The following is a 20,900-nucleotide window of genomic DNA, read 5'->3' as shown; positions in this document are numbered from 1 at the left end:
CTAGCCACCCATATACTGGTAAGCGTGCTTTCTGGACTGGTAATCGTTGACAAACCGCAGGGATGGACCAGCCATGATGTGGTTGGCCGGATGCGGCGGCTGGCTGGCACCCGGAAAGTGGGGCATGCGGGCACGCTCGATCCCATGGCTACCGGCGTGCTGGTCCTTGGGATCAACAAGGCCACACGGCTCCTGACGTACATTGTGGGAACGTCCAAGACGTATACCGCCACTATCAGGCTCGGCGAGGCCACCATCACCGATGACGCCGAGGGCGAAGTCACTGAGGCGCGCAGCGCAGTGGAGGTCAGCGACCAGGCCATTGCACAAGGAGCCGCCGCCCTCACCGGCCCCATCCAACAGGTACCGAGCAGCGTCAGCGCGATCAAGGTCAATGGTGAACGCTCCTATGCCCGTGTCCGCTCCGGCGAGGAAGTCAAGCTTGCGGCCCGGCCCGTCACCATCCACCGCTTCGACATCCACTCAATTACCAGGATCGACGGCGGCCGGGTAGTCGACGTCGATGTCACCGTTGAGTGTTCTTCCGGCACCTACATCCGGGCTTTGGCCCGTGACCTCGGCATCGCTTTGGGCGTCGGTGGACATCTCACTGCCTTACGGCGAACCCAGGTGGGCCCTTACACGATCGAGCAAGCGCGGACGTTGGAAGAACTCGCCGGGGAACTCGAAGTCCTGGACATGTCCGTTGCCGCGCGTTCTCTGATGCCCAATCGCGAATTGAGTGACGAGGAAACTACCGAGATCTCCTTTGGCAGGCGCATTGCCGCAGGCCCTGGAGCCGGAACGCCAGCTGCTGCCACCGCTGAGAATCCTGCCGCAGCGTTCGCGCCGTCGGGAGAGCTGGTGGCCCTGCTGGCCGATACCGGGAGCTTCGCGAAGCCTGTGTTGGTCTTTGCCCCCGGAACCGGAACCGGCACCGTCACAGTCGGCGAGGACAAGTAGGCATGGACGGTTATTTCTACTCCATCCTTATTGTTGGTTTGGTATCCACGATCGCGTGCGTCGTGGCAGGTTTGATGAAGAAAGCCCCCAACGACGTCACCATCTTTTCCGTGTTGGCTGTGGAGTTGGCCCTGCTGGTCTACTTGGTTGGCTCGATTGTCCGCGTTGCCACGGGTGAACAGATGGCGGGCGAAGCCTGGGAGTTCTGGGGATACCTGATCACGGCGCTGATGATTCCGCTGGGGGCCGTGTATTGGGCCATCCTTGAACGGACACGGTGGAGCAACTTCGTCCTGGCAGCGGTGGGCGTCACTGCGCTCGTCATGGCCGCCCGCATGAACCAGATCTGGTACTGACCTTGAAGGAAAAACGCAAAATGACTGGAACCGAGACTGAGGCAAGTGCCGGCCGGACACCCCAAAAAGACACGCGGAACACCGGCCCTGGGCGATTGCTGATCGCGGTCTATGCCGTCTTCGCACTCTCGGCCACTGCCCGTGCCGGCTACCAGATTGCCACCAAGTTTGCCGAAGCTCCGCTGGCGCATATCCTCTCGGCGTTCGCCGCCGTCGTCTATGTCGTAGCTACCATCTCGCTGGCAAAACCGGGCCGCACATGGTTCAAAGTGTCGTTGGCCGCGGTACTCGTGGAACTCCTCGGCGTGCTGGTAGTTGGCGCCATAAGCCTGTTCGATCCGGTGGCCTTCCCGCATGACACTGTGTGGTCGCTGTTTGGGCGCGGTTATGGTTTCGTCCCGCTCGTGCTGCCCATCCTTGGACTCCTGTGGTTGAACAAGAGGCGGCCGTCCAAGGCGAACAGCCACAGCGGGTAACCTTAGAATGTTCCGGCGCCGGGAGGTTGCCGGACGGAACGAATATCTGCAGTAAAAGGCGAGGTTGATGGTCCACATCTGGAACGATCCCACCGAAGTCCCCAAGGACTTCGGACCAACAGTCGTTACCATCGGGAACTTTGACGGCGTCCATCGGGGCCACCAGCATGTTCTCGCGCAACTGACGAACACCGCCAAACGCCACCACATCCCTTCAGTGGCCGTCACCTTTGATCCCCACCCCGCCCAGGTCCACCGCCCGGAGTCGGCCCCGGAGCTGATCATGGGCCTCCAGGACAAACTGGACGCCCTCGGCGAAACAGGCGTGGACGCTGTCCTGGTCATGAAGTACACGCTGGACCTTGCCTCCATGACACCCATCGAGTTTGTCCGCCAAGTCCTCCTTGAGGGCCTGCACGCTGCGCACGTCGTGGTCGGCCACGACCTCCGCTTCGGCGCAGGGAACGTCGGCGATGTCGTGACCATGCAGGAACTCGGCGAGCAGTTGGGCTTTGGCGTCCAGGTGGTCAATGAGTATGGCGCAGGAGGCTTCCCGGTCCACGACGACGGCGATGCCGACCGCCGTTGCTCCTCCACCTGGGTGCGGGAAGCCTTGTCCGAAGGCGACGTCGTTACCGCTGCCGCCGTTCTGGGGCGCCCCCACCGCATGCGCGGCGAGGTGGTTCATGGAGCTGCCCGCGGGAGGAACCTCGGTTTCCCCACCGCGAACCTTGCGCATGATTCCACGGGTTACGTACCGGCGGACGGCATCTATGCCGGCTGGTTGATAGACCAGTCCGGAACGCGGTGGCCCGCTGCCATTTCCGTCGGCTCCAACCCCACGTTTGACGGTGTGAGCCGTCAAGTGGAGGCCCACGTCATTGACCGTCCCGAGGAGAACGTGGAGGACTTTAACCTCTACGGCCAGACTGTTGCGGTCGAATTTACCCAGCGCCTCCGCGGCATGGTGGCATATCAGGGGCCCGAGGCCCTGGTGGAGCAGATGTGCCTGGATGTAGCCCAAGCACACGAGCTGCTGACCCAGCGGTAGCGGTATTTCGACAACAATGCTGACCTGCCGGTAAACTGTTACTGGATCCGGCTGCAGTCCGTGGCGGCTGGACCTGTTTTTGTGTGCGGCGACGCACCGGAAGCAACCCGTCAGCGAGGCGCTGCACCGGGAGGCACGGCACAACTCTAGGAGTTCACGTGGCACTTGACGCCGCTGTAAAGCAGTCCATCATCAAGGAATACGCAACCTCTGAAGGCGACACCGGTTCGCCCGAGGTCCAGGTTGCAGTCCTGACCCAGCGGATCAAGGATCTGACTGAGCACATGAAGGAGCACAAGCACGACTTCCACACCCAGCGCGGTCTGCTGGCCATGGTTGGTCGTCGCAAGCGCATGCTTTCCTACCTGAAGAACACTGACATCGCCCGCTACCGTTCGCTCATCGAGCGCCTCGGCCTGCGCCGCTAGTCTGCCTTTGGGGGCGGCCCGGTCCCTCGCGGAACGGGCCGCCTTCTTCAAAAACAACTAAAAACAGGAAATCAACCGCATCGCGCATTCGCGGTCCTCGGTAGTGATTCCCGGGAGGGTCATCGGTGACGATGAAGCCCGTGGATCTCGATCGATGACCGGGTGTCGTACAGGCCAGGAATAAAGAAGAGGCCTGGGTTGATGCGGCGGACTTCCGCTAAATCAGAAACGGAGGTGACTCTCAATGGAGGGTCCCGAAATCCAGTTCTCCGAAGCGATTATTGACAACGGCCGTTTTGGTAAGCGTGTCATCCGCTTTGAAACCGGCCGCCTTGCCAAGCAGGCTGCCGGCGCTTCGATGGTCTACATCGACGAAGACACCGCGCTCCTCTCGGCAACCACCGCAGGCAAGCAGCCGCGCGAAGGCTTTGACTTCTTCCCGTTGACGGTTGACGTCGAGGAGCGCATGTACGCTGCCGGCCGTATCCCGGGTTCGTTCTTCCGCCGTGAAGGCCGCCCGTCCACGGAAGCCATCCTGGCTTGCCGCCTCATGGACCGCCCGCTGCGCCCGGCCTTCGTCAAGGGCCTTCGCAACGAGGTCCAGATCGTCGTCACCGTCCTGGCGATCAACCCGGACGAGCTCTACGACGTCGTGGCAATCAACGCCTCCTCCATGTCCACCCAGCTCTCCGGCCTCCCGTTCTCCGGCCCGATCGGCGGCGTCCGCGTTGCCCTCATCGCCGACGAACAGGGTTCACAGTGGGTTGCCTTCCCCAAGCACTCGCAGCTTGAGAACGCCGTGTTCAACATGGTTGTTGCCGGCCGCATTGCAGGTGACGACGTCGCCATCATGATGGTTGAAGCCGAAGCAACCGACAACTCCTGGAACCTCATCAAGGAACAGGGCGCAACTGCTCCCACCGAAGAAGTTGTTTCCGAGGGCCTCGAAGCCGCAAAGCCCTTCATCAAGGCTCTCTGCGAAGCCCAGGCCGATCTTGCTGCCCGGGCAGCGAAGCCGACCGTCGAGTTCCCGGTCTTCCTGGACTACCAGGATGACGTTTACGCAGCTGTGGAAGCCGCTGCTGCCGACAAGCTGGCTGCAGTCTTCCAGATCGCTGACAAGCAGGAGCGCGACAACGCTTCCGACGAGCTCAAGGACGAAGTCCTGGGCGCACTCGCCGGAAACTTCGAAGGCCGTGAGAAGGAGCTGTCCGCAGCTTTCCGCTCGGTCACCAAGCACGTTGTCCGCCAGCGCATCCTCAAGGACCAGGTCCGCATCGACGGCCGTGGCCTGACGGACATCCGCCAGCTGACCGCCGAGGTAGAGGTTCTGCCCCGCGTTCACGGTTCTGCGATCTTCGAGCGCGGCGAGACCCAGATCATGGGTGTCACCACGCTGAACATGCTCAAGATGGAACAGCAGATCGACTCGTTGTCGCCGGTGACGCGTAAGCGCTACATGCACAACTACAACTTCCCGCCGTACTCCACCGGTGAGACTGGCCGCGTCGGTTCCCCGAAGCGCCGCGAAATCGGTCACGGCGCCCTGGCAGAGCGCGCCCTCGTGCCGGTTCTGCCTTCCCGCGAGGAATTCCCGTACGCCATCCGCCAGGTATCCGAAGCCCTCGGTTCCAACGGTTCGACGTCCATGGGTTCGGTGTGTGCCTCGACGCTCTCCATGCTCAACGCAGGCGTCCCGCTGAAGGCAGCTGTTGCCGGTATCGCCATGGGCCTGGTTTCCGACCAGGTTGACGGCCAGACCCGCTACGCAGCCCTGACCGACATCCTTGGCGCCGAAGACGCATTCGGCGACATGGACTTCAAGGTTGCCGGTACGTCCGAGTTCGTCACGGCCATCCAGCTGGACACCAAGCTCGACGGCATCCCCGCTTCCGTGCTGGCAGCAGCGCTGAAGCAGGCCCGCGAAGCCCGCCTCCACATCCTCGAGGTCATCAACGCAGCGATCGACACCCCGGACGAGCTCTCCGAGTTCGCCCCCCGCGTCATCGCCGTCAAGATCCCCGTAGACAAGATTGGCGAGGTCATCGGCCCCAAGGGCAAGATGATCAACCAGATCCAGGAAGACACGGGCGCGGACATCTCCATCGAAGATGACGGCACGGTCTACATTGGCGCCACCAACGGTCCGTCTGCTGATGCAGCACGTTCCGCCATCAACGCCATCGCCAACCCGCAGGTACCGGAAATCGGTGAGCGCTACTTGGGCACGGTCGTCAAGACCACCACCTTCGGCGCTTTCGTTTCCCTTACCCCGGGCAAGGACGGCCTGCTGCACATCTCCGAGCTCCGCAAGCTGGCCAACGGCAAGCGCGTGGACAACGTTGATGACGTCGTCTCGGTGGGCCAGAAGGTCCAGGTCGAGATCACCAAGATCGATGACCGCGGAAAGCTTTCCCTCTCCCCGGTTGTTGCCGAGGAAGAAGGCGCAGCCTCCGAGGAAGCTCCGGAAGAAGCTGAAGTTTCCGCAGAGTAGTCTGTAAAGCAGTATCCGGCGGGGCCGGTGGGCTTGAAAAAGCACCACCGGCCCTTCCGGCCTTAACTCGAAAACCTGAAAGGTCTTAATGACTGTCGTACCCTTGCCGTTGGAGCAGACACTTCCCGGCGGAGACCTGATCCATGGTGCCGAGGGCGGTTCCGTCGTACGGCGTTCGGTCCTTCCCGGCGGCGTCCGCGTCCTCACCGAGGCAATGCCCGGGCAGCGTTCGGCCACCATCGGATTCTGGGTGGCAGTCGGTTCCCGCGATGAGGCCGATGGCCAGCATGGTTCAACTCACTTCCTGGAACACCTCCTGTTCAAGGGCACCAAGCGTCGCACCGCCCTGGAAATTGCTTCAGCCTTTGATGAGGTGGGTGGCGAGTCCAACGCTGCGACTGCCAAGGAGAGTACCTGTTACTTTGCGCGGGTCCTGGATTCGGATCTGCCGATGGCCATCGACGTCATAGCGGACATGATCACCGGTGCTGTCCTGGATCCGGCGGAGCTGGAACAGGAACGGGACGTCATTCTTGAAGAAATCGCCATGGACAGCGATGACCCAACAGACGTAGCCCACGAAAAATTCGTAGCAGCAGTACTCGGCAGCCACCCGCTCGCGCGTCCTATTGGCGGAACTCCGGACGCTATCAAAGCGGTCGCCAGGGACTCGGTCTGGGAGCACTACCAGCGCTACTACCGTCCGGAAGAACTGGTCATCACCGCGGCCGGCGGTTTGGACCATGACGTCGTCTGCGATCTCGTGCAGAAGGCGTTGGAAGCAGCAGGCTGGCAGCTGGATCCGGAAGCAGCTCCGGTAGATCGCAGGGCTACCAACCGCGCCGTGATCACCGGCACATCCGGCCTTCACGTGGTCAAGCGTCCCGTGGAACAGGCAAACATCATCATGGGTTGCCCCACCATCGTGGCAACGGATGATCGCCGATTTGTCATGAGCGTGCTTAACGCCGTGCTCGGCGGGGAATGTCCTCCAGGCTTTTCCAGGAGATCCGGGAGAAGCGTGGCCTTGTCTACTCCACGTATTCTTTCACCGCCGCCTACGCCGATGCCGGCTATTTCGGCATGTATGCGGGCTGCACGCCGTCAAAAGTCCGCCAAGTGCTCGATCTTCTTGGTGTTGAGTTGGACAAGCTCGCGAAGGAAGGCATCACGGAGGAGGAACTCCGGAAGGCGGTGGGACAACTCAGCGGCGGCATCGTCCTCGCCCTCGAGGACACGGGCTCGCGTATGTCCCGGTTGGGCCGGGCAGAACTCGTATCCGGGGAGTTCCAGGATATTGATGAGACCTTGGCCCGGATCAAGGCAGTCACTGTGGATGAAGTCCAGGAGCTCGCCCGGGAACTTGCCGCAGCTCCCCGCACCATCACCGTCGTCGGACCGTTTGAAGAGAGTGAGACCTTCGGTCTTTAGGACACAGCGCGTGCAGCTGGTCCACCGTCTCTGGACTCCCGCAGTGTAAACAGGGCAGCATGATCACACGATCATGCTGCCCTGCTCACATTGGAGTCGTTATGGATCTGCCCCCAACGGGACATGCCGCAGAACTGCTGAAGGACTTCATCGGACATTGGCGGGGCATCACGGAAATAGCACAGTCTCCTTGGGGTGCAGCGCGGACTGCGGAAGCCGAAGCCGTCTTCACGCAAGCCGCGGGGGGCTACGCCGTTGTGCAGAGCTACCGACACCGTGAGCCGGATGGAACGCACTTCGAAGGGCACGGGATGTTCACCGTGGATCCGGCACATGGGGACACGCTCTGGTATTACGTGGACAGCATGGGCCGGCCGCCAACTGCCCCGGTTCGCGGTACGTGGCACGCGGGGACACTGACAGTGGAACGGCGAACCCCGGAGGGGGTAGCACGGCATACCTTCCGTGTTGAAGATGGCGTCCTGGTGCACACCGCGGAACTGCGGCTCGAGGGCACGGCCGAGTTCAGTCCCTTGCTCAAGAGCGTGTTCCGGAAAGCCTGACGGCGGCATGAGGGAAGCCGCCCAGCGCTGCGGCCAGGCAGGTACTCCGTCAATATGTTCCCGTATACACCGTTTCGGCAATCCGCGTCTTTGGCGCACCTTGAAGGGCGGGTGCGTTGACTGGGGAACTCCAGACCGTCGCGTGTAGTCGCTCCACCATGTCCGCTGCCTGCTCTGCACGCTCGAAATCCATTTCAACCAGCACATAGCGGGCATCTTCCAGGGGCGTCCCCACCCGGAACTGTTTCACTCCTGAAGCGGCTCGGTCCAGTGGATCTCGATCAAAGGCAGCTTTCCACTGGGTGAAGTCCTTGATTCCGTGTTCGATGTACAGGGTGTACATGGCAATCCCTCTGGTGGAGTCCGCGTTGGTGGTGCCAGCCTAGGAGGCGAGGGACGGCCACCGATATCCCTGATTTATGGGGGTCAGGAACCGCCAGCGGCGGCGCATACTTGCTCCATGGCCAGTTCATGGGCAACCCACCGGACACGGGAACGGGTTGAGGACCTGTTTCTCTCCGCCGGAGATGACCATGCCCTTCGCGAGGCTGCTTTGGCGGAGCTCGGGCACGTGGTGGGTTTCAGCGCTTTCGTCTGGCCCCTGACTGATCCCGAGTCGGCCACCGGTGTTGCGCCCATGGCGGCGGTGCCGTGCCCCAGCGAAGTGCCGCTGGTCATCAAGGCCAGATATGGCAGCCGAATAAACCGCTGGACAGTCCTGTCCGAAGCCGAACGGCCGGCTGCCTCACTCTTTGCGGCCACAAATGGCGATCCCGCCCGACACCCGCTCTGGGACACCGTCCTGCGCGGATACGGAGTGGGAGACATAGCGTCACTTGCACTGGGGGACCAGCACGGTATCTGGTCATGGCTTGATCTCTGGAGGGAGGACACAGATCCTGCGTTCAGCGAGGAGGACCTCGACTTCCTTGTTTCGCTCGCGCCGGCAATGACCCGCGGACTGCGCCGCAGCCGGGCCCGGCAATTCGCCGCATCTCCTGTTGGGTCGAAAGGGTCCATGCCCGCCCAAGCGGTCCTGGTCATGGACGAAGACATGCAGGTCCTCGGGCAGACAAGCAGCGCCAGCAACTGGTTGTCCCTTCTGCAACGGGCGCCCCGGCCACATGCCGGAATCCCGGCAGAGGTGTACAACGTCGTGGCGCAGCTGTTGGCCAAGGAAGCGCATATTGACAATCGTGCCTCTGCAGCGAGAATCCATATCGGAGGAGGACAATGGGCCTCCTTGCGGGCTGCACGGATGCACAGTCCCGCTCACACGCCAAATGGTCCGGCCATCGCCGTCACCATCCAGGAGTGCCTGCCCGCAGCCCGGCTTGGGGTGTTTGTTCGGGCCTACGGATTAACGGCCCGCGAAAGGCAGGCTTTGGCCTTGTTGGCGGCAGGAATGGAGAACGAGGTCCTCGCCGGACGGATGGGAATTTCGCCCCTCACGGCACAGGATCATTTCAAGAGCATCTTCGCGAAAACCGGAATGCACAGCCGTGCCGGCGTCTTGGCGTTGGCACTTGGAAACGCCGGAGCGGGTGAAAGCGGGTTTGTTGGCTCTGCCGTTTAGCCACCGGCGAACGGCGGAAGGACGTCGATAACGTCCTCCGCGCCCAGGGGAGCTGAAGGGTCTCGAACCGCTACTTCGTTCCTGAGGAAGCTGCTGCGGGCCACAATGCGGGCAAGCGTTGGTGTCCCCTCCGGAGGCACAGGACGTTCGACGGCGAGGGCAGCTTCCAGCAACGCCTCGAGGCTCGATCCTTCCGGCAGCGGGTGGATCTCCTCTTCGACACCTGCAGCGGCGCGTGCGGCAGCGAAGTAACGTACAAGCAAGGATTCAGCCTCCGATTGCGCTCATGCTGCGGTCCGGCTGCACGAAGTCCGGTGCGCCGAGGCCGGTATGGTCCATGCCGTGGGCTTTGGGTTTGACCCACATGGCGTCCTGCCAACGTTGGGCAAGCTGGTCATCCGTTGCGCCCTCCCGAAGCAGTCCGAGGAGATCGAACTCCTCACGGGAGAACAGGCAGCTCATGATCTTGCCTTCAGCAGTAATGCGGGTGCGGCGGCAGTCTGAACAGAACGGTTCGGTGACCGATGCGATGATCCCGACTGTACCGAGGACCGCCCCTGTAGCTTCACCGGTTGCCTGGTCCCGGCGTCGTACTTCAAAACGTTCGGCGGGGGCGCCGTCGCGTTCACGTGGATCCCGGCTGAGGACGAAGTCCTTTGACAGCAATTCCCGGATTTCAGCCGCGGTGATCATGTTGCGCCGGGTCCAACCGTGGTCTGCGTCGAGAGGCATCTGTTCGATGAAGCGAAGTTCGTAGCCGCGGCCCAAGGCCCAAGCGAGGAGGTCCGGAGATTCGGCATCGTTGATGCCCCTCATCAGCACGGCATTCAACTTGACCGGACCAAGGCCGGCAGCCCAGGCGGCGTCCACGCCAGCCAGGACGCGGTCCAGGAATGGCCGGCGGGTGAGCTTGGTGAAGGTTTCCTCGTGGAGCGAATCCAGGGAGACGTTGATCCGGGTGAGTCCTGCGGCCTTGAGGGCGGCCGCTTTCTTGTCCAGGCCCACGCCATTGGTGGTCATCGAAATGGGAAGTTCAGGGTGCTCGTTCCGGATACCTGCGATGACGTCAACCAGATCAGCCCGGACCAGGGGCTCACCTCCGGTGAGCCGCAATTCCCGCACACCCAGGGCGTTAACGCCCACACGCACAATCCGAATGATTTCGTCTTTGGTCATCACCGCCTGCTTGGAGAGCCATTCCAACCCTTCCGCAGGCATGCAGTACGTACAGCGCAGATTGCACTTATCCGTCAGGGACAGGCGCATATCAGTTGCCCGGCGTCCGTAGCGGTCCCACAAACCGGTGGGCGTGCCAGCCGGACGCGGCGGCGGAACCGGGCCGCCTACGGCGCTGCCCGAAGGAGGCACAGGCATGCCTAGCTGAACACTCATAAATTCAGGCTACGCCACCCTGGCCTGAACAGTGATACCGGCAACATTTCGTTTCACTCAGCGGACATTCGTTCGGATGCTCCCGGGAAGGTCGCAGTCATGTCCCGCGCTGTAGTCAGATCTTACGGAATGCGGACATTCGCCCGGAAGTGACCCGTAGCCGGTGCCGGGCAGCTCCGGCGTACCTATGCTGAAAGCGTGACCATGCAATCGGCATCATCAGCGGCAGAGCCTGGTAATCGCCGCATCCTCCTCGTCGAAGACGAGCAGACCATTGCCGATGTTGTGCGCGACTATCTCCTGCAGGCCGGATTCCAGGTTGACGTAGCCGGGGATGGGTTCTCGGCGCTGAACCTCGCTGCAACCCGACAGCCGGATCTGGTGATCCTGGACCGCATGTTGCCAGGACTGGACGGTGTGGAAGTGTGTCGTCGGCTCCGCCAGAGTATGAGCGTGCCGGTCATCATGGTTACGGCCCTGGGAACCGAAGATGACCGCATCCTTGGTTTGGAGATGGGCGCGGACGATTACGTCACCAAGCCGTTCTCGCCGCGGGAGCTTGTCCTTCGCGTCAAGTCCGTGCTTCGCCGCAGTGTGAAGGAATTCTCCCCTGAACCACCTGTTGAACTGGCAGGCTTTGAACTGGATCCCGCATCCCGGACCGTCACTCACCGTGGAGCGCCGCTGACGTTGACAGTGCGTGAATTCGATCTGCTGGCCTTCATGCTGCGCAGGCCCAACCAGGTCTTCAGCCGGGAAGAACTGATCAAGGCAGTCTGGGGCTGGGACTTTGGCGATCTTTCAACGGTGACCGTCCATGTGCGTCGCCTCCGCGAGAAGATCGAGGACAACCCCACCAAACCCGAGCTTCTCAAGACCGTTTGGGGCGTTGGATACAGGTTCGATGCGAAGGGGGATGGCCATGGAGGGCACTGAGCTTGCCACCATCCTTGCCTGGGTGCTCCTGTGGGCAATGGTCATCGGTGCCATCACGCTGGTTCTGCTACGCGTCCTGCGCAGGGCCTCTGTGTTGGCGCAGATCTGCCTGGTTGTGGTGGCTACCGTGGCAGTCCTCGTGGCAGGCATGGTCAGTGCTTTCAACGCTATGTTCATTTCTGCCAGGGACCTTGAGGTCATGTGGTACATCCTGGCAACGGCTTCGGCAGTAGCAGTGGCCTTATCGCTCGTGCTGGGAGCCGGGGTATCCCGGAACGCGGCGCGCCTTGTGGCGGCGGCCAGGAGACTCGGCCGGGGCGAGACCCTGGACCACAGCAGTAAGAACGGAAAGCGGGCCGAACCTGCCATGACCTCAGAACTCGCTGAACTTGCCCAGGAGCTGGAGGCCAGCAGCCGAAACCTGGCGGAGTCGCGGGCCAGGGAGACCGCCATTGAAACCGCACGGCGCGAACTCGTCTCGTGGATTTCACATGACCTCCGCACTCCACTTGCCAGCATGCGCGCCATGACCGAAGCCCTCGAGGACGGCATGGTGGCCGATATCCCGGAGTACTACCGGAAGATCATCGGGCAGACCGAACAAATGACTGCCATGGTCAACGACCTCCTGGAGTTGTCCAAGATCCAGGCGGGAAGCCTTCGCTTACGTGCCGAATCGCTGGACCTCTATGACCTTGTCAGTGATGCACTATCCGATCTCGCGCCGCTGGCCGCCCAACGCGGCATTACGCTCACTGGCGGGGGAGACCGCGAGTGCATGGCCGTAGCCGACGGACCCAGCATGGCCCGGGCGGTCCGGAACGTACTTCTCAACGCGATCATTTACAGCAGGCCGGATACGGACGTGCACATCAGCGTGGGGCGGGACAACGGAAACGCCGTGGTCGCAGTGCAGGACCACTGCGGGGGCATCCCGGAGGAGGACCTTCCCCACCTGTTCGAAACCGGCTGGCAGAAGGACCCTTCACGGGGGAACCCGGCGGGAGCGCAGGGCAGCTACAGCGGAGCAGGAATCGGACTGAGCATGGTGGCAGGCATCGTAAAGGCGCATGGGGGAGCTGTGAACGTGGAAAACGTCGACGGCGGTTGTCGGTTTGCGCTGTCGCTTCCGGCTGGCTCTCTTCCGGAGGGATCCCTGCCTGCTGGCCCCCTGCCTGCTGCGTCTGTCGTGGATCGCCAAGGAGGCGCAGCATGAGAAAGCCTGGATTCTGGGCTGCAGTTGCCGGGGTGGCTGCCGGGGCAGCAGGCATTGCAGCGGGCGAACTGAGCGCCGGCTTCCTCAGCCCCCTCGTTTCGCCAGTGACGGCACTGGGCGGTGCCGTGATCGATTCCGTTCCTCCGGGAGTGAAGGACCTCGCCGTGCAGCTCTTCGGGACGGCGGACAAGATCGTGCTGGTCGCTTCCATCCTGATCGTGGCTGTGGTCCTGGCTGCCCTGGCCGGGATTCTGGAGCGCCGTCGAACCGGACTTGGACTTGTTCTGGCGGCCTTGGCAGGTGCGGCGGGCCTAAGCGCCGTCCTGACCCGGGCCCAAACAACACCGCAGGCCGCCATCGCGCCCATCGTGGCCGCCGTCGTCACCATGCTGCTGCTCCGCATGCTGATTCGCCGGCTGGGCACCTGGGTGCCGCCACGTGAATCGTCTTCCGGTGTGGTGGCATCAGCTCCAGCCAGTGCCTCACCCTCGCCGGAACCTGCACCTCTGGCACGACGGAGCTTCCTGAACGCCCTGGCGGCCACATCGCTTGCGGCAGCCGTGGGCGGAGTGGTCACCGGTATCCTTACGCGGGCCACGACCGTGGCTTCCGGTTTCAGGGGCTCTTTGACGCTGCCAGCTCCAGCGACGACGCAGCAGGCTATCCCTGCAGGGGCATCGCTGCCGCTGGAAGGGATCAGTCCCTTGGTGACACCGAACCCTGACTTTTACCGTATCGACACCGCATTGACGGTTCCGGCCATCGACCCTCCACAGTGGAAATTGAAAGTGACCGGAATGGTGGATCGCGAGGTCGAACTCGACTTCGCCACCCTCCTCACCAAGCCCATGACGGAGCGGCACATCACCATCGCGTGCGTGTCCAATGATGTGGGCGGCGATCTCATCGGTAATGCCCTGTGGCTGGGCTGGCCTGTGCGGGAGCTCTTGGCCATGGCGGGTCCCAAACCAGGAGCGGACATGGTGCTGTCCACCAGCAACGATGGCTTTACAGCAAGTACGCCGCTGGAAGCGCTCACGGATAACCGCGATGCCCTCCTGGCCGTTGGCATGAACGGCGAGCCGCTGCCCCTGGAACACGGCTTCCCAGTGCGGATGATCGTGCCCGGACTCTACGGCTTCGTCTCGGCAACCAAATGGCTCACCGAACTCAAGGTCACCCGTTTTGCGGACGATACTGCTTACTGGACTCCCCGTGGCTGGAGTGATCACGGCCCCATCAAGACGCAGTCCCGCATCGATGTCCCGCGCAGTGGCCGCACGGTCAAAGCAGGCAAAGTCCAGTTTGGTGGCGTTGCTTGGGCCCAGCATCGTGGGGTGGACCACGTGGAGCTCCGCGTCAACCGTGGTCCTTGGCGACAGGCGATGCTTGCACCAGGGATATCCACGGATACCTGGTACCAGTGGCAGCTGGGACTTGACCTCACACCCGGCGACTATGAAGTCCAAGTGCGTGCCACTGACTCCACGGGCAAACCACAAACCGAAGACCGGGCCCCGGTGGCTCCCGACGGCGCCACCGGCTATCACACCATCAACGTCAAGGTCACTTAAGGCCCTACTCTGGGTACGTCCGGATAATCTCCGGACGCGAACGTGATCCAGCGTGACCACACAGGAGGATGTCCTTGCCCAGATCCGTTGCTGCCCATCGCGACGCCGTGGTGGAACTACTGAGCGGTCCGGCCGCCACCATGGCCACTGAAAAACTGCCACTGCTTGAAGCGCTGGGCAAGGTGCTGGCCGTGGACCTCCACGCGCCGCTTTCCCTGCCGCCGTTCGCCAACTCCCAAATGGACGGCTTTGCAGTCAACTCTGCCGAGATTCCCGACGGCGGCGCGAAGCTACGGGTGGCGTCACCTGTTCCGGCGGGGGCGGCTCCGGAGGCGTTGAAGCCAGGCTTTGCCGCGCCCATCATGACCGGCGCCATGATTCCCGAGGGTGCGGACGCCGTAGTTCCCATTGAGCGGGCACGCCCCAGCACCTTCCCGAATCCTGGGGCCAAGGACGTTGATGTTGAACTCCCCGCCACTGCTCCGGGCACCTATGTTCGAAACGCGGGCAGTGACATCAAAGAAGGCGATCTGGCCCTTCCCGCGGGGACCTGTTTAGGACCAGCGCAGCTTGGCCTGTTGGCCGCGCTGGGGTTGACCGCCGTTGAAGTCCGCAAGCCATGGCACGTCCTGCTGGTCACCACGGGCGATGAGGTCCTGGAACCCGGCCGGAATCTCACGCCCGGCAAGATCTACGACTCCAACGGAACCCTCCTGGAAGCATCCATGCGCCAAGCGGGCCTTGACGTTGCACGAAGCCGAATCTCCGTTGATGATCCAGCACAGTTGCTCGAACTCCTTCGCAGCCACCTTGGAAGCGATGACGGCAAGCGGTCGATAGACCTGATCGTGACCACCGGCGGCGTCAGCAAGGGGGCATACGAGGTTGTCCGCCAAGCCATGGCCGCCCAGCACGTGGAGTTCCTGCCAGTGGCCATGCAGCCCGGAGGCCCACAAGGAATCGGCCGCTTTGAAGGGGTTCCGTTCCTCGGCTTTCCGGGCAACCCTGTCAGCTGCCTCGTTTCCTACGAAATGTTCCTGCGCCCTGCCCTTTCGCTGATCCACGGCGCCCCGGCACCCCGGCCGGTGCAGCGGGTGCGCTTGATGGAACCACTGCATTCACCAGAGGGCAAGCATCAAGTCCGCCGCGGAACGGTGCTGCCTGACGGCTCCGTCCGAATGGAGGGTGGCGCGGGAAGCCACCTGGTGCACGCCTTGGCCCGCTCGAACGCCCTGGTGCAGATCCCCAGCGACGTCACGGAACTCGCGGAGGGAAGCGAAGTGGAAGTATGGATGCTGTGAATGAAACTCCCACGAACACGTCCGGCAACACCGGCGGCCTGACCCATCTCCGGCAAGACGGTACTGCCCAGATGGTGGATGTCTCAGAGAAAGCAGTCACCACCCGTGAGGCAACCGCCACGGCCACGGTGCGCAGCACTGCCGAAGTCCTGGCCCTTCTCGGCGCTGGCGAACTTCCGAAGGGCGACGCGCTCGCAGTGGCGCGCGTGGCCGGGATTATGGCCGCTAAGAAGACACCCGAATTGATCCCGCTGTGCCACCCGTTGCCGATTTCCAAAGTCACCGTCGATTTTGAGTTGGGAGCCGACTCGATCGAAGTACTGGCTACCGTGAAGACGCGCGGTGTCACCGGCGTCGAAATGGAAGCTCTTACGGCTGCCTCTGTAGCGGCCCTGAGCGTCTACGACATGATCAAGGCCGTGGATAAGCATGCAGTCCTGACAGACATCCAGGTGCTGGCAAAAAGCGGTGGCAAAAGTGGGGATTGGAAGCACGGTGACTGGAACCGGGGCAGCGCTGCCCCGAAATCTGCGCCGGAATCCGCCCCGGAAGGAGCTCAAGCATGAGTGCGTGCGAACCAAACACCCACGGGCCGCGGAAGGCCGGTGTCGTTATTGCCTCCACCCGTGCGGCAGCGGGAATCTACGCCGACGAAACCGGCCCCGTCATCCTGGACTGGCTCAAGGAGCATGGCTTTGATGCCTTCCCCACCATGGTGGTGCCGGATGGCGAGCCCGTGGGCGCGGCTTTGAGGGCGCTCCTGACCCAGCAGCCCGCCGTCGTCATCACCAGTGGCGGAACGGGCCTGAGCCCGGACGACCAGACGCCGGAAGTAACGTTGCCGCTGCTGGATCGTGAGATCCCGGGCATCATGGAAGGTATTCGGCGGGCGGGCACTGCAAAGACGCCCATGGCGATGCTGAGCCGTGGGCACGCAGGAGCAGCAGGAAAGACATTCATCATTAACTTGCCCGGTTCCCCGAAGGGCGTCATGGACGGTTTGACTGTCCTGGATCCGGTGATCGGGCACCTTTGCGATCAATTGGAAGGAAGCCATGGGCACTGAAACAGACTTTGAAGTTGTTAGCGCGGTCCTGAGCGCCGAGCCGATCTCCGTTGACCAGGCAATTGCCGCGGTGGAGTCTGACACCGCCGGGGCAGTAGTCAGCTTCAGCGGCGTGGTGCGCAACCACGATTCCGGTAAGCCCGTGGACCGCCTGAGCTACAGCGCGCATCCCACCGCGCACCGGATCATGTCCGACGTCGTCGCGCAGCTGGTTGCGGAGCACTCCGGCGAAGCAGAGCAACCTGTCAGGATTTGGGCCGCTCACAGGATCGGGATGCTGGAGATCGGGGATCCCGCGCTGGTGTGTGCCGTGGCTGCCGCCCATCGTGGCCAGGCGTTTGCCGTGTGTTCGGAACTCGTGGACCGGGTCAAAGAACAGGTGCCCATTTGGAAGGAACAGTTCTTCAGCGACGGCACCGTGGAATGGGTCGGGGCCGGGGAGTAATTGGGAACCCCGGGGACTAAGCGCGGAGTCACGGTTCCTGCCCTACCCCGGCCCGGCGGTAGGGTTAAAGGCATGACCGAACAACTTGCTGTTGCAGTGCTGGGCGCCTACGGGCGCATGGGAATTGAAGCCGTGAAGGCTGTTGAAGCAGCCGACGATATGAAGCTGGTAGCGGCTCTCGGTCGCGGCGATTCCCTGCAGACACTGCTCGACGCAGGTGCCGAGTATGTTGTGGACCTGACTGTTCCGGACACTACCGAGGCCAATGTGCGCTTCGCGGTTGAACATGGCATCCACGCGGTGGTTGGGACCACCGGTTGGGATGGCCAGCGCCTTGGATCGTTGCGCACCCTCTTGGAACAGAAACCGGAAACAGGCGTTCTGATCGCCCCGAATTTTGCCTTGGGTTCTGTGCTGGCGTCGGCGTTTGCGGCGAAGGCTTCGCAGTACTTCGAGTCCGTGGAGATCATTGAACTGCATCACCCGAACAAGGTAGACGCGCCTTCAGGTACGGCCGTGCGTACTGCGCAGCTGATTGCCCAGGCCAGGCAGGAAGCGGGTGTGCCGGCAAGTCCTGACGCCACAGAAACTTCCCTTGATGGCGCCCGGGGCTGCGACGTGGAGGGTGTGCGTGTCCACAGTGTGCGGCTCCGCGGGCTGGTGGCGCACCAGGAGGTGCTCTTCGGCGGGCCTGGTGAACAGCTGACGTTGCGCCACGATTCCTTCGACCGTGCCTCGTTCATGCCCGGTGTCCTGCTCGGGCTGCGTAAAGTTGCGGACCACCCAGGCCTGACCGTGGGCCTGGATGGCTACTTGGACCTGGGGCTTTAGGATCATGGGAACTCTTTGGGAGTCTGTGAAGAAAAACCGCACCAAAATCTGGGTTGGTGCCATCACCTTGCTGTTGGTGTTGTATCTGGTGGTGTCCCTTCAGCGGTCCATCCTGTTGCTTGGTGATCCCAACCTGGTGGCTAAGGGTATCGGCGCTGCCTACCTCGTTTTGCCTGTGATTGGCGCTTGGGCGCTCATTCGTGAGCTGTTGTTTGGGGCGCGGACCGAACAGATGGCCAAGGTCTTGGAGGCCGAAGGCGGCCTGCCTGTGGACACCCTGCCGCGCACGCCCGGTGGCCGGATTGTCCGTGCGGCCGCTGACGCCGAGTTCGAAAAGTACCGTGCGGAGGCTGAGGCAGCACCCGGGGATTGGCGTTCCTGGTTCCGGTTGAGCTGCGCCTACGACGCCTCCGGCGATCGCAAACGTGCCCGTGCTTCAATGCGCGACGCCGTGAAGCTGTTCCGCTCTCAGCCCACGGCGGCCGGACGGTAACTGCCCAGGCGCGAGGCCTGGTGGGCCAGCCACTCCAGTGGTCCCCGGCGGCGTAACAAGGCAAAGCACACGCCGATGCCCACCGCGGCCACGGCCTGTGCCCAATACATTCCTTCATCAGTCCACCCCGCTGGAAGTGGCTTGTTGTGGAAACCGGATACCACCCACACGTGGATTGAATACAGCGTGAGGGTCATGGCGCCCGGACCGCTGAGGAGTATGAGGAAGTTGACCTTGATGCGTTCGGCAAGGGTGCCGAGCATCAGGAAGAACCCGACGCCGGCGGCAGCCACCCCGCTGGTATGAAGCAGGTCCAGGGTGGTGCCGGCATGTGGTGCGGCGCTTGCCAGCCACCACCACGAATCCACCTGTTGCAACCCGGTCAGGTTCACTTGGAGCATGCTCTCCAGTGGGTATCCCCGTGTTCCGGGCAGTGCTTCCAGTGCGGCGCGGCCGCCCCACACCTCCATGGCCAGGGTTCCTGCGACTTTCGACAAAGCGGCCACGGCGATTCCGCAGGTGAACAGCAGCAACTGGACGTTCGCCGTCGTGAGTGCCAAACGGCCGATCGCCAGTCCGATCAGCAAATAGGCGATCCATTGGAACACGGGGTAGTAGCCCGTGAAGAACAAGTCGGCGATGAGGCGTCCCGGCGTCTCCAGATCCTCGCTGTTTGGGTTGTGCCCCAGCTGCAAGGGAGGGTTGGCGTCGAGCAGCCAGGGTCGGACGAGGTAGGCGATCAAGGGTGACACCAGTACCCAGCCGAGCGCCCACACGAAGAGCGCTTTCAGTCGCAATCCCAGGAACGGCAGGATGCACAGGAACAGGACGGCATAGTGCACCAGGATGATCGCGATGTTGACGTCCAGACCCCCAAGAGTCAGCCCGACGACGGCAATCACCAAGGCGCGCATCGCTACACCGCTTCTCGCCGCCCAGAGGTCCAGGCCCTGGCGCGGCTCCTGCTTTCCGGTGGTGAGTGCCAACCCGATTCCGGCGAGGACTGCGAACAGCGCAGCGGACCTGCCCGAGAAAACCAGTCCCACCCATGTGGGTTCCCACTGGGGGGAGGGGCCGAACGTTGGCATCAGATGGGTGGCCATCATTCCGAGCAAGGCCAGGCCGCGGGCGGCATCTATGCCCGTAAGGCGGGTGGAGACTTTGCGTCCCCTGGGCACCTTCCGGGCTGGCGCCGTCTCTTGCGAAGTCATGCTGCGATCGTCTCACAAGGGACTGTGGCCCTGCTGTGAAGCGGGCTGGAAGCATCTCCGGGGACAGACGTCTCATTGCGGAAATGATTCACGCAAATGACCCCACGAGGCGGGCGAGCGGTGGGGGTGCCTGTCCTGCCGGCAGGGCGTCGACGAGCAGGGAGGCGTATCGGATTTTGTTGCCGCTGCGTCCCCCGAAGAACCGGCGCAGCTGCGCCGATGCCGGCTTGCCGCGCTGTGAGGGCTGGCGTTGGAGAAGCCGGAACGAGGCAAGCTCTCCCTGGGCCGCAATGACGTTGAGCACGGCATCGACGCCAAGGCAGCGGATGAGTTCGTCCTCCAGATCCGCCTGGCAAACGTGGAAGCCGTTCTCGGACGAGGAGCCGGAACCGAGGCCTGCCCGGGTGAGTGCGCGGGCGATGCCCTTTGCTTCGCCTGCATCGCAAAGTCCGAGTATCCGGTGGTCCGTGCCGTTGGGGCCGTAGCGGTCAAGGAAGCGGACGATGTTCGTCGCGCCTCCCATCGGCACCACAGAGACGCGCTCAGCCATGAGGTCATGGCCAAGGCGAACGGCCAGTGTCTCCACCGCAAGCCGGTCACTTTCGCCCTCGACCAACACAGTCGTCACCCGCATGGAACCAGTATGTAGGAAGCGCGGTGCTGGCTCACAGGCCTTGTCTTCGAATATATGTTCGAATAACATGGCTTCATGAACGATGCTCCAAAGCCTCCGCCTCCAAATCCTCGGCAAGGCCTCCAGGGACCCATGAGGGCTATGAGTCCAGGTGTTGTCGACTTCCTTTTCAGGCAACTCGTGGCAGGCGAACCGCCAGAAGATGTCCAGTGGCGCCGCGAGGGAACGGTCCTTGCTGAGCAGGCGCCAGGTGCTGAACTTGCACGTCGCCTGGCTGAAACAGACCTAGAGGCCCTCACGCCAAGGGAACTCTTCGACTACGTCCGCGCTTCCCAGCGTTTGGTCGCCTGGGCGGAACAATTGAAGGAAAAAGCGGTGGCGCAATATTGCTCTGAGGGCACGGCGAGGACGCCTAAGCCCGCATAGTCAGCGGCACCGATGACGACCATCACGCGGAACCCAT

The 20,900-nt window shown here is 62.7% G+C and carries 23 protein-coding genes and 1 pseudogene; 19 read left to right on the top strand and 5 right to left on the bottom strand.

Annotation, left to right across the window (positions count from 1 at the left end; all coding sequences use genetic code 11):
- Positions 1-24 precede the first annotated feature (24 nt).
- The 8 genes and pseudogenes from truB to ACTAQJ_RS08600 all read left to right on the top strand — a co-directional run bounded on the left by truB (position 25) and on the right by ACTAQJ_RS08600 (position 7,762).
- The gene (gene truB / locus ACTAQJ_RS08635) at positions 25-963 is read left to right on the top strand and encodes a tRNA pseudouridine(55) synthase TruB (RefSeq protein WP_498701705.1); all 939 of its coding nucleotides are present in this window, start codon (positions 25-27) and stop codon (positions 961-963) included.
- 2 nt (positions 964-965) lie between these two features.
- The gene (locus ACTAQJ_RS08630; protein WP_442005769.1) at positions 966-1,319 is read left to right on the top strand and encodes a hypothetical protein; all 354 of its coding nucleotides are present in this window, start codon (positions 966-968) and stop codon (positions 1,317-1,319) included.
- 20 nt (positions 1,320-1,339) lie between these two features.
- Entirely contained in the window at positions 1,340-1,795 is a 456-nt protein-coding gene (locus tag ACTAQJ_RS08625) for a hypothetical protein (RefSeq protein WP_498701704.1), read from the top strand.
- A gap of 67 nt (positions 1,796-1,862) precedes the next feature.
- Positions 1,863-2,846, top strand: a complete 984-nt coding sequence (locus tag ACTAQJ_RS08620) for a bifunctional riboflavin kinase/FAD synthetase (protein WP_498701703.1) — start codon at positions 1,863-1,865, stop codon at positions 2,844-2,846.
- 158 nt (positions 2,847-3,004) lie between these two features.
- Positions 3,005-3,274, top strand: coding sequence for a 30S ribosomal protein S15 (gene rpsO / locus ACTAQJ_RS08615; protein WP_144652206.1), 270 nt, complete (start codon positions 3,005-3,007; stop codon positions 3,272-3,274).
- 244 nt (positions 3,275-3,518) lie between these two features.
- The gene (locus ACTAQJ_RS08610) at positions 3,519-5,768 is read left to right on the top strand and encodes a polyribonucleotide nucleotidyltransferase (protein ID WP_431119461.1); all 2,250 of its coding nucleotides are present in this window, start codon (positions 3,519-3,521) and stop codon (positions 5,766-5,768) included.
- Positions 5,769-5,856: 88 nt separating this feature from the next.
- Positions 5,857-7,199: pseudogene (locus ACTAQJ_RS08605) on the top strand (M16 family metallopeptidase).
- 101 nt (positions 7,200-7,300) lie between these two features.
- On the top strand, positions 7,301-7,762 hold the full coding sequence (locus ACTAQJ_RS08600) for a DUF1579 family protein (protein WP_431119464.1): 462 nt from the start codon (positions 7,301-7,303) through the stop codon (positions 7,760-7,762).
- A 49-nt stretch (positions 7,763-7,811) separates the two neighbouring features.
- Here ACTAQJ_RS08600 and ACTAQJ_RS08595 read toward each other — a convergent pair whose 3' ends face one another.
- Positions 7,812-8,105, bottom strand: coding sequence for a hypothetical protein (locus ACTAQJ_RS08595; protein WP_431119466.1), 294 nt, complete (start codon positions 8,103-8,105; stop codon positions 7,812-7,814).
- 117 nt (positions 8,106-8,222) lie between these two features.
- Here ACTAQJ_RS08595 and ACTAQJ_RS08590 point away from each other — a divergent pair, with 117 nt between their 5' ends.
- Complete coding sequence (locus ACTAQJ_RS08590) at positions 8,223-9,338, top strand: helix-turn-helix transcriptional regulator (protein ID WP_498701702.1); 1,116 nt, start codon at positions 8,223-8,225, stop codon at positions 9,336-9,338.
- Here the strand turns inward: ACTAQJ_RS08590 and ACTAQJ_RS08585 are convergent.
- Positions 9,335-9,601 carry a MoaD/ThiS family protein gene (locus ACTAQJ_RS08585; protein WP_477513604.1) on the bottom strand — a complete coding sequence of 89 codons (267 nt, stop codon included), beginning with the start codon at positions 9,599-9,601 and terminating at the stop codon, positions 9,335-9,337. The genes ACTAQJ_RS08590 and ACTAQJ_RS08585 overlap by 4 nt on opposite strands.
- Before the next feature lie 4 nt (positions 9,602-9,605).
- A complete protein-coding gene (gene moaA / locus ACTAQJ_RS08580) occupies positions 9,606-10,730 on the bottom strand; it encodes a GTP 3',8-cyclase MoaA (protein ID WP_498701701.1) in 1,125 nt (374 codons plus the stop codon).
- A gap of 204 nt (positions 10,731-10,934) precedes the next feature.
- Here moaA and ACTAQJ_RS08575 point away from each other — a divergent pair, with 204 nt between their 5' ends.
- The 9 genes from ACTAQJ_RS08575 (at position 10,935) to ACTAQJ_RS08535 (ending at position 18,592) form a co-directional block, all read left to right on the top strand.
- Positions 10,935-11,666 carry a response regulator transcription factor gene (locus tag ACTAQJ_RS08575; protein ID WP_498702166.1) on the top strand — a complete coding sequence of 244 codons (732 nt, stop codon included), beginning with the start codon at positions 10,935-10,937 and terminating at the stop codon, positions 11,664-11,666.
- Positions 11,653-12,882 (top strand): sensor histidine kinase, encoded by a 1,230-nt coding sequence (locus ACTAQJ_RS08570; RefSeq protein ID WP_498701700.1) that lies wholly within the window; start codon positions 11,653-11,655, stop codon positions 12,880-12,882. Before ACTAQJ_RS08575 ends, ACTAQJ_RS08570 begins: the two co-directional genes overlap by 14 nt.
- A complete protein-coding gene (locus tag ACTAQJ_RS08565) occupies positions 12,879-14,456 on the top strand; it encodes a molybdopterin-dependent oxidoreductase (protein WP_498701699.1) in 1,578 nt (525 codons plus the stop codon). Before ACTAQJ_RS08570 ends, ACTAQJ_RS08565 begins: the two co-directional genes overlap by 4 nt.
- Before the next feature lie 68 nt (positions 14,457-14,524).
- Positions 14,525-15,757 carry a molybdopterin molybdotransferase MoeA gene (locus ACTAQJ_RS08560; protein WP_498701698.1) on the top strand — a complete coding sequence of 411 codons (1,233 nt, stop codon included), beginning with the start codon at positions 14,525-14,527 and terminating at the stop codon, positions 15,755-15,757.
- Positions 15,745-16,323, top strand: coding sequence for a cyclic pyranopterin monophosphate synthase MoaC (moaC, locus tag ACTAQJ_RS08555; protein ID WP_498701697.1), 579 nt, complete (start codon positions 15,745-15,747; stop codon positions 16,321-16,323). Before ACTAQJ_RS08560 ends, moaC begins: the two co-directional genes overlap by 13 nt.
- Positions 16,320-16,823 carry a MogA/MoaB family molybdenum cofactor biosynthesis protein gene (locus ACTAQJ_RS08550; protein ID WP_498701696.1) on the top strand — a complete coding sequence of 168 codons (504 nt, stop codon included), beginning with the start codon at positions 16,320-16,322 and terminating at the stop codon, positions 16,821-16,823. Before moaC ends, ACTAQJ_RS08550 begins: the two co-directional genes overlap by 4 nt.
- Positions 16,813-17,268: a molybdenum cofactor biosynthesis protein MoaE gene (locus tag ACTAQJ_RS08545; protein ID WP_431119483.1), complete on the top strand. Its 456-nt coding sequence runs from the start codon at positions 16,813-16,815 to the stop codon at positions 17,266-17,268. The genes ACTAQJ_RS08550 and ACTAQJ_RS08545 overlap by 11 nt, the downstream gene beginning before the upstream one ends.
- Before the next feature lie 72 nt (positions 17,269-17,340).
- The gene (dapB, locus tag ACTAQJ_RS08540; RefSeq protein ID WP_498701695.1) at positions 17,341-18,099 is read left to right on the top strand and encodes a 4-hydroxy-tetrahydrodipicolinate reductase; all 759 of its coding nucleotides are present in this window, start codon (positions 17,341-17,343) and stop codon (positions 18,097-18,099) included.
- 4 nt (positions 18,100-18,103) lie between these two features.
- Entirely contained in the window at positions 18,104-18,592 is a 489-nt protein-coding gene (locus ACTAQJ_RS08535; protein ID WP_498701694.1) for a hypothetical protein, read from the top strand.
- Here the strand turns inward: ACTAQJ_RS08535 and ACTAQJ_RS08530 are convergent.
- Both ACTAQJ_RS08530 and ACTAQJ_RS08525 read right to left on the bottom strand, forming a co-directional pair.
- Positions 18,568-19,803: a heparan-alpha-glucosaminide N-acetyltransferase domain-containing protein gene (locus tag ACTAQJ_RS08530; RefSeq protein WP_498701693.1), complete on the bottom strand. Its 1,236-nt coding sequence runs from the start codon at positions 19,801-19,803 to the stop codon at positions 18,568-18,570. The genes ACTAQJ_RS08535 and ACTAQJ_RS08530 overlap by 25 nt on opposite strands.
- 88 nt (positions 19,804-19,891) lie before the next feature.
- Complete coding sequence (locus tag ACTAQJ_RS08525) at positions 19,892-20,437, bottom strand: TOPRIM nucleotidyl transferase/hydrolase domain-containing protein (RefSeq protein ID WP_498701692.1); 546 nt, start codon at positions 20,435-20,437, stop codon at positions 19,892-19,894.
- Positions 20,438-20,578: 141 nt separating this feature from the next.
- Between ACTAQJ_RS08525 and ACTAQJ_RS08520 the strand changes: the two genes are divergently transcribed.
- Positions 20,579-20,863 (top strand): hypothetical protein, encoded by a 285-nt coding sequence (locus tag ACTAQJ_RS08520; protein WP_431119492.1) that lies wholly within the window; start codon positions 20,579-20,581, stop codon positions 20,861-20,863.
- Positions 20,864-20,900 lie beyond the last annotated feature (37 nt).

This window comes from Arthrobacter sp. alpha11c (assembly GCF_054149985.1).
Note: the sequence above shows the minus strand (reverse complement) of the source record. Positions and strands in the feature narration are given on the sequence as shown.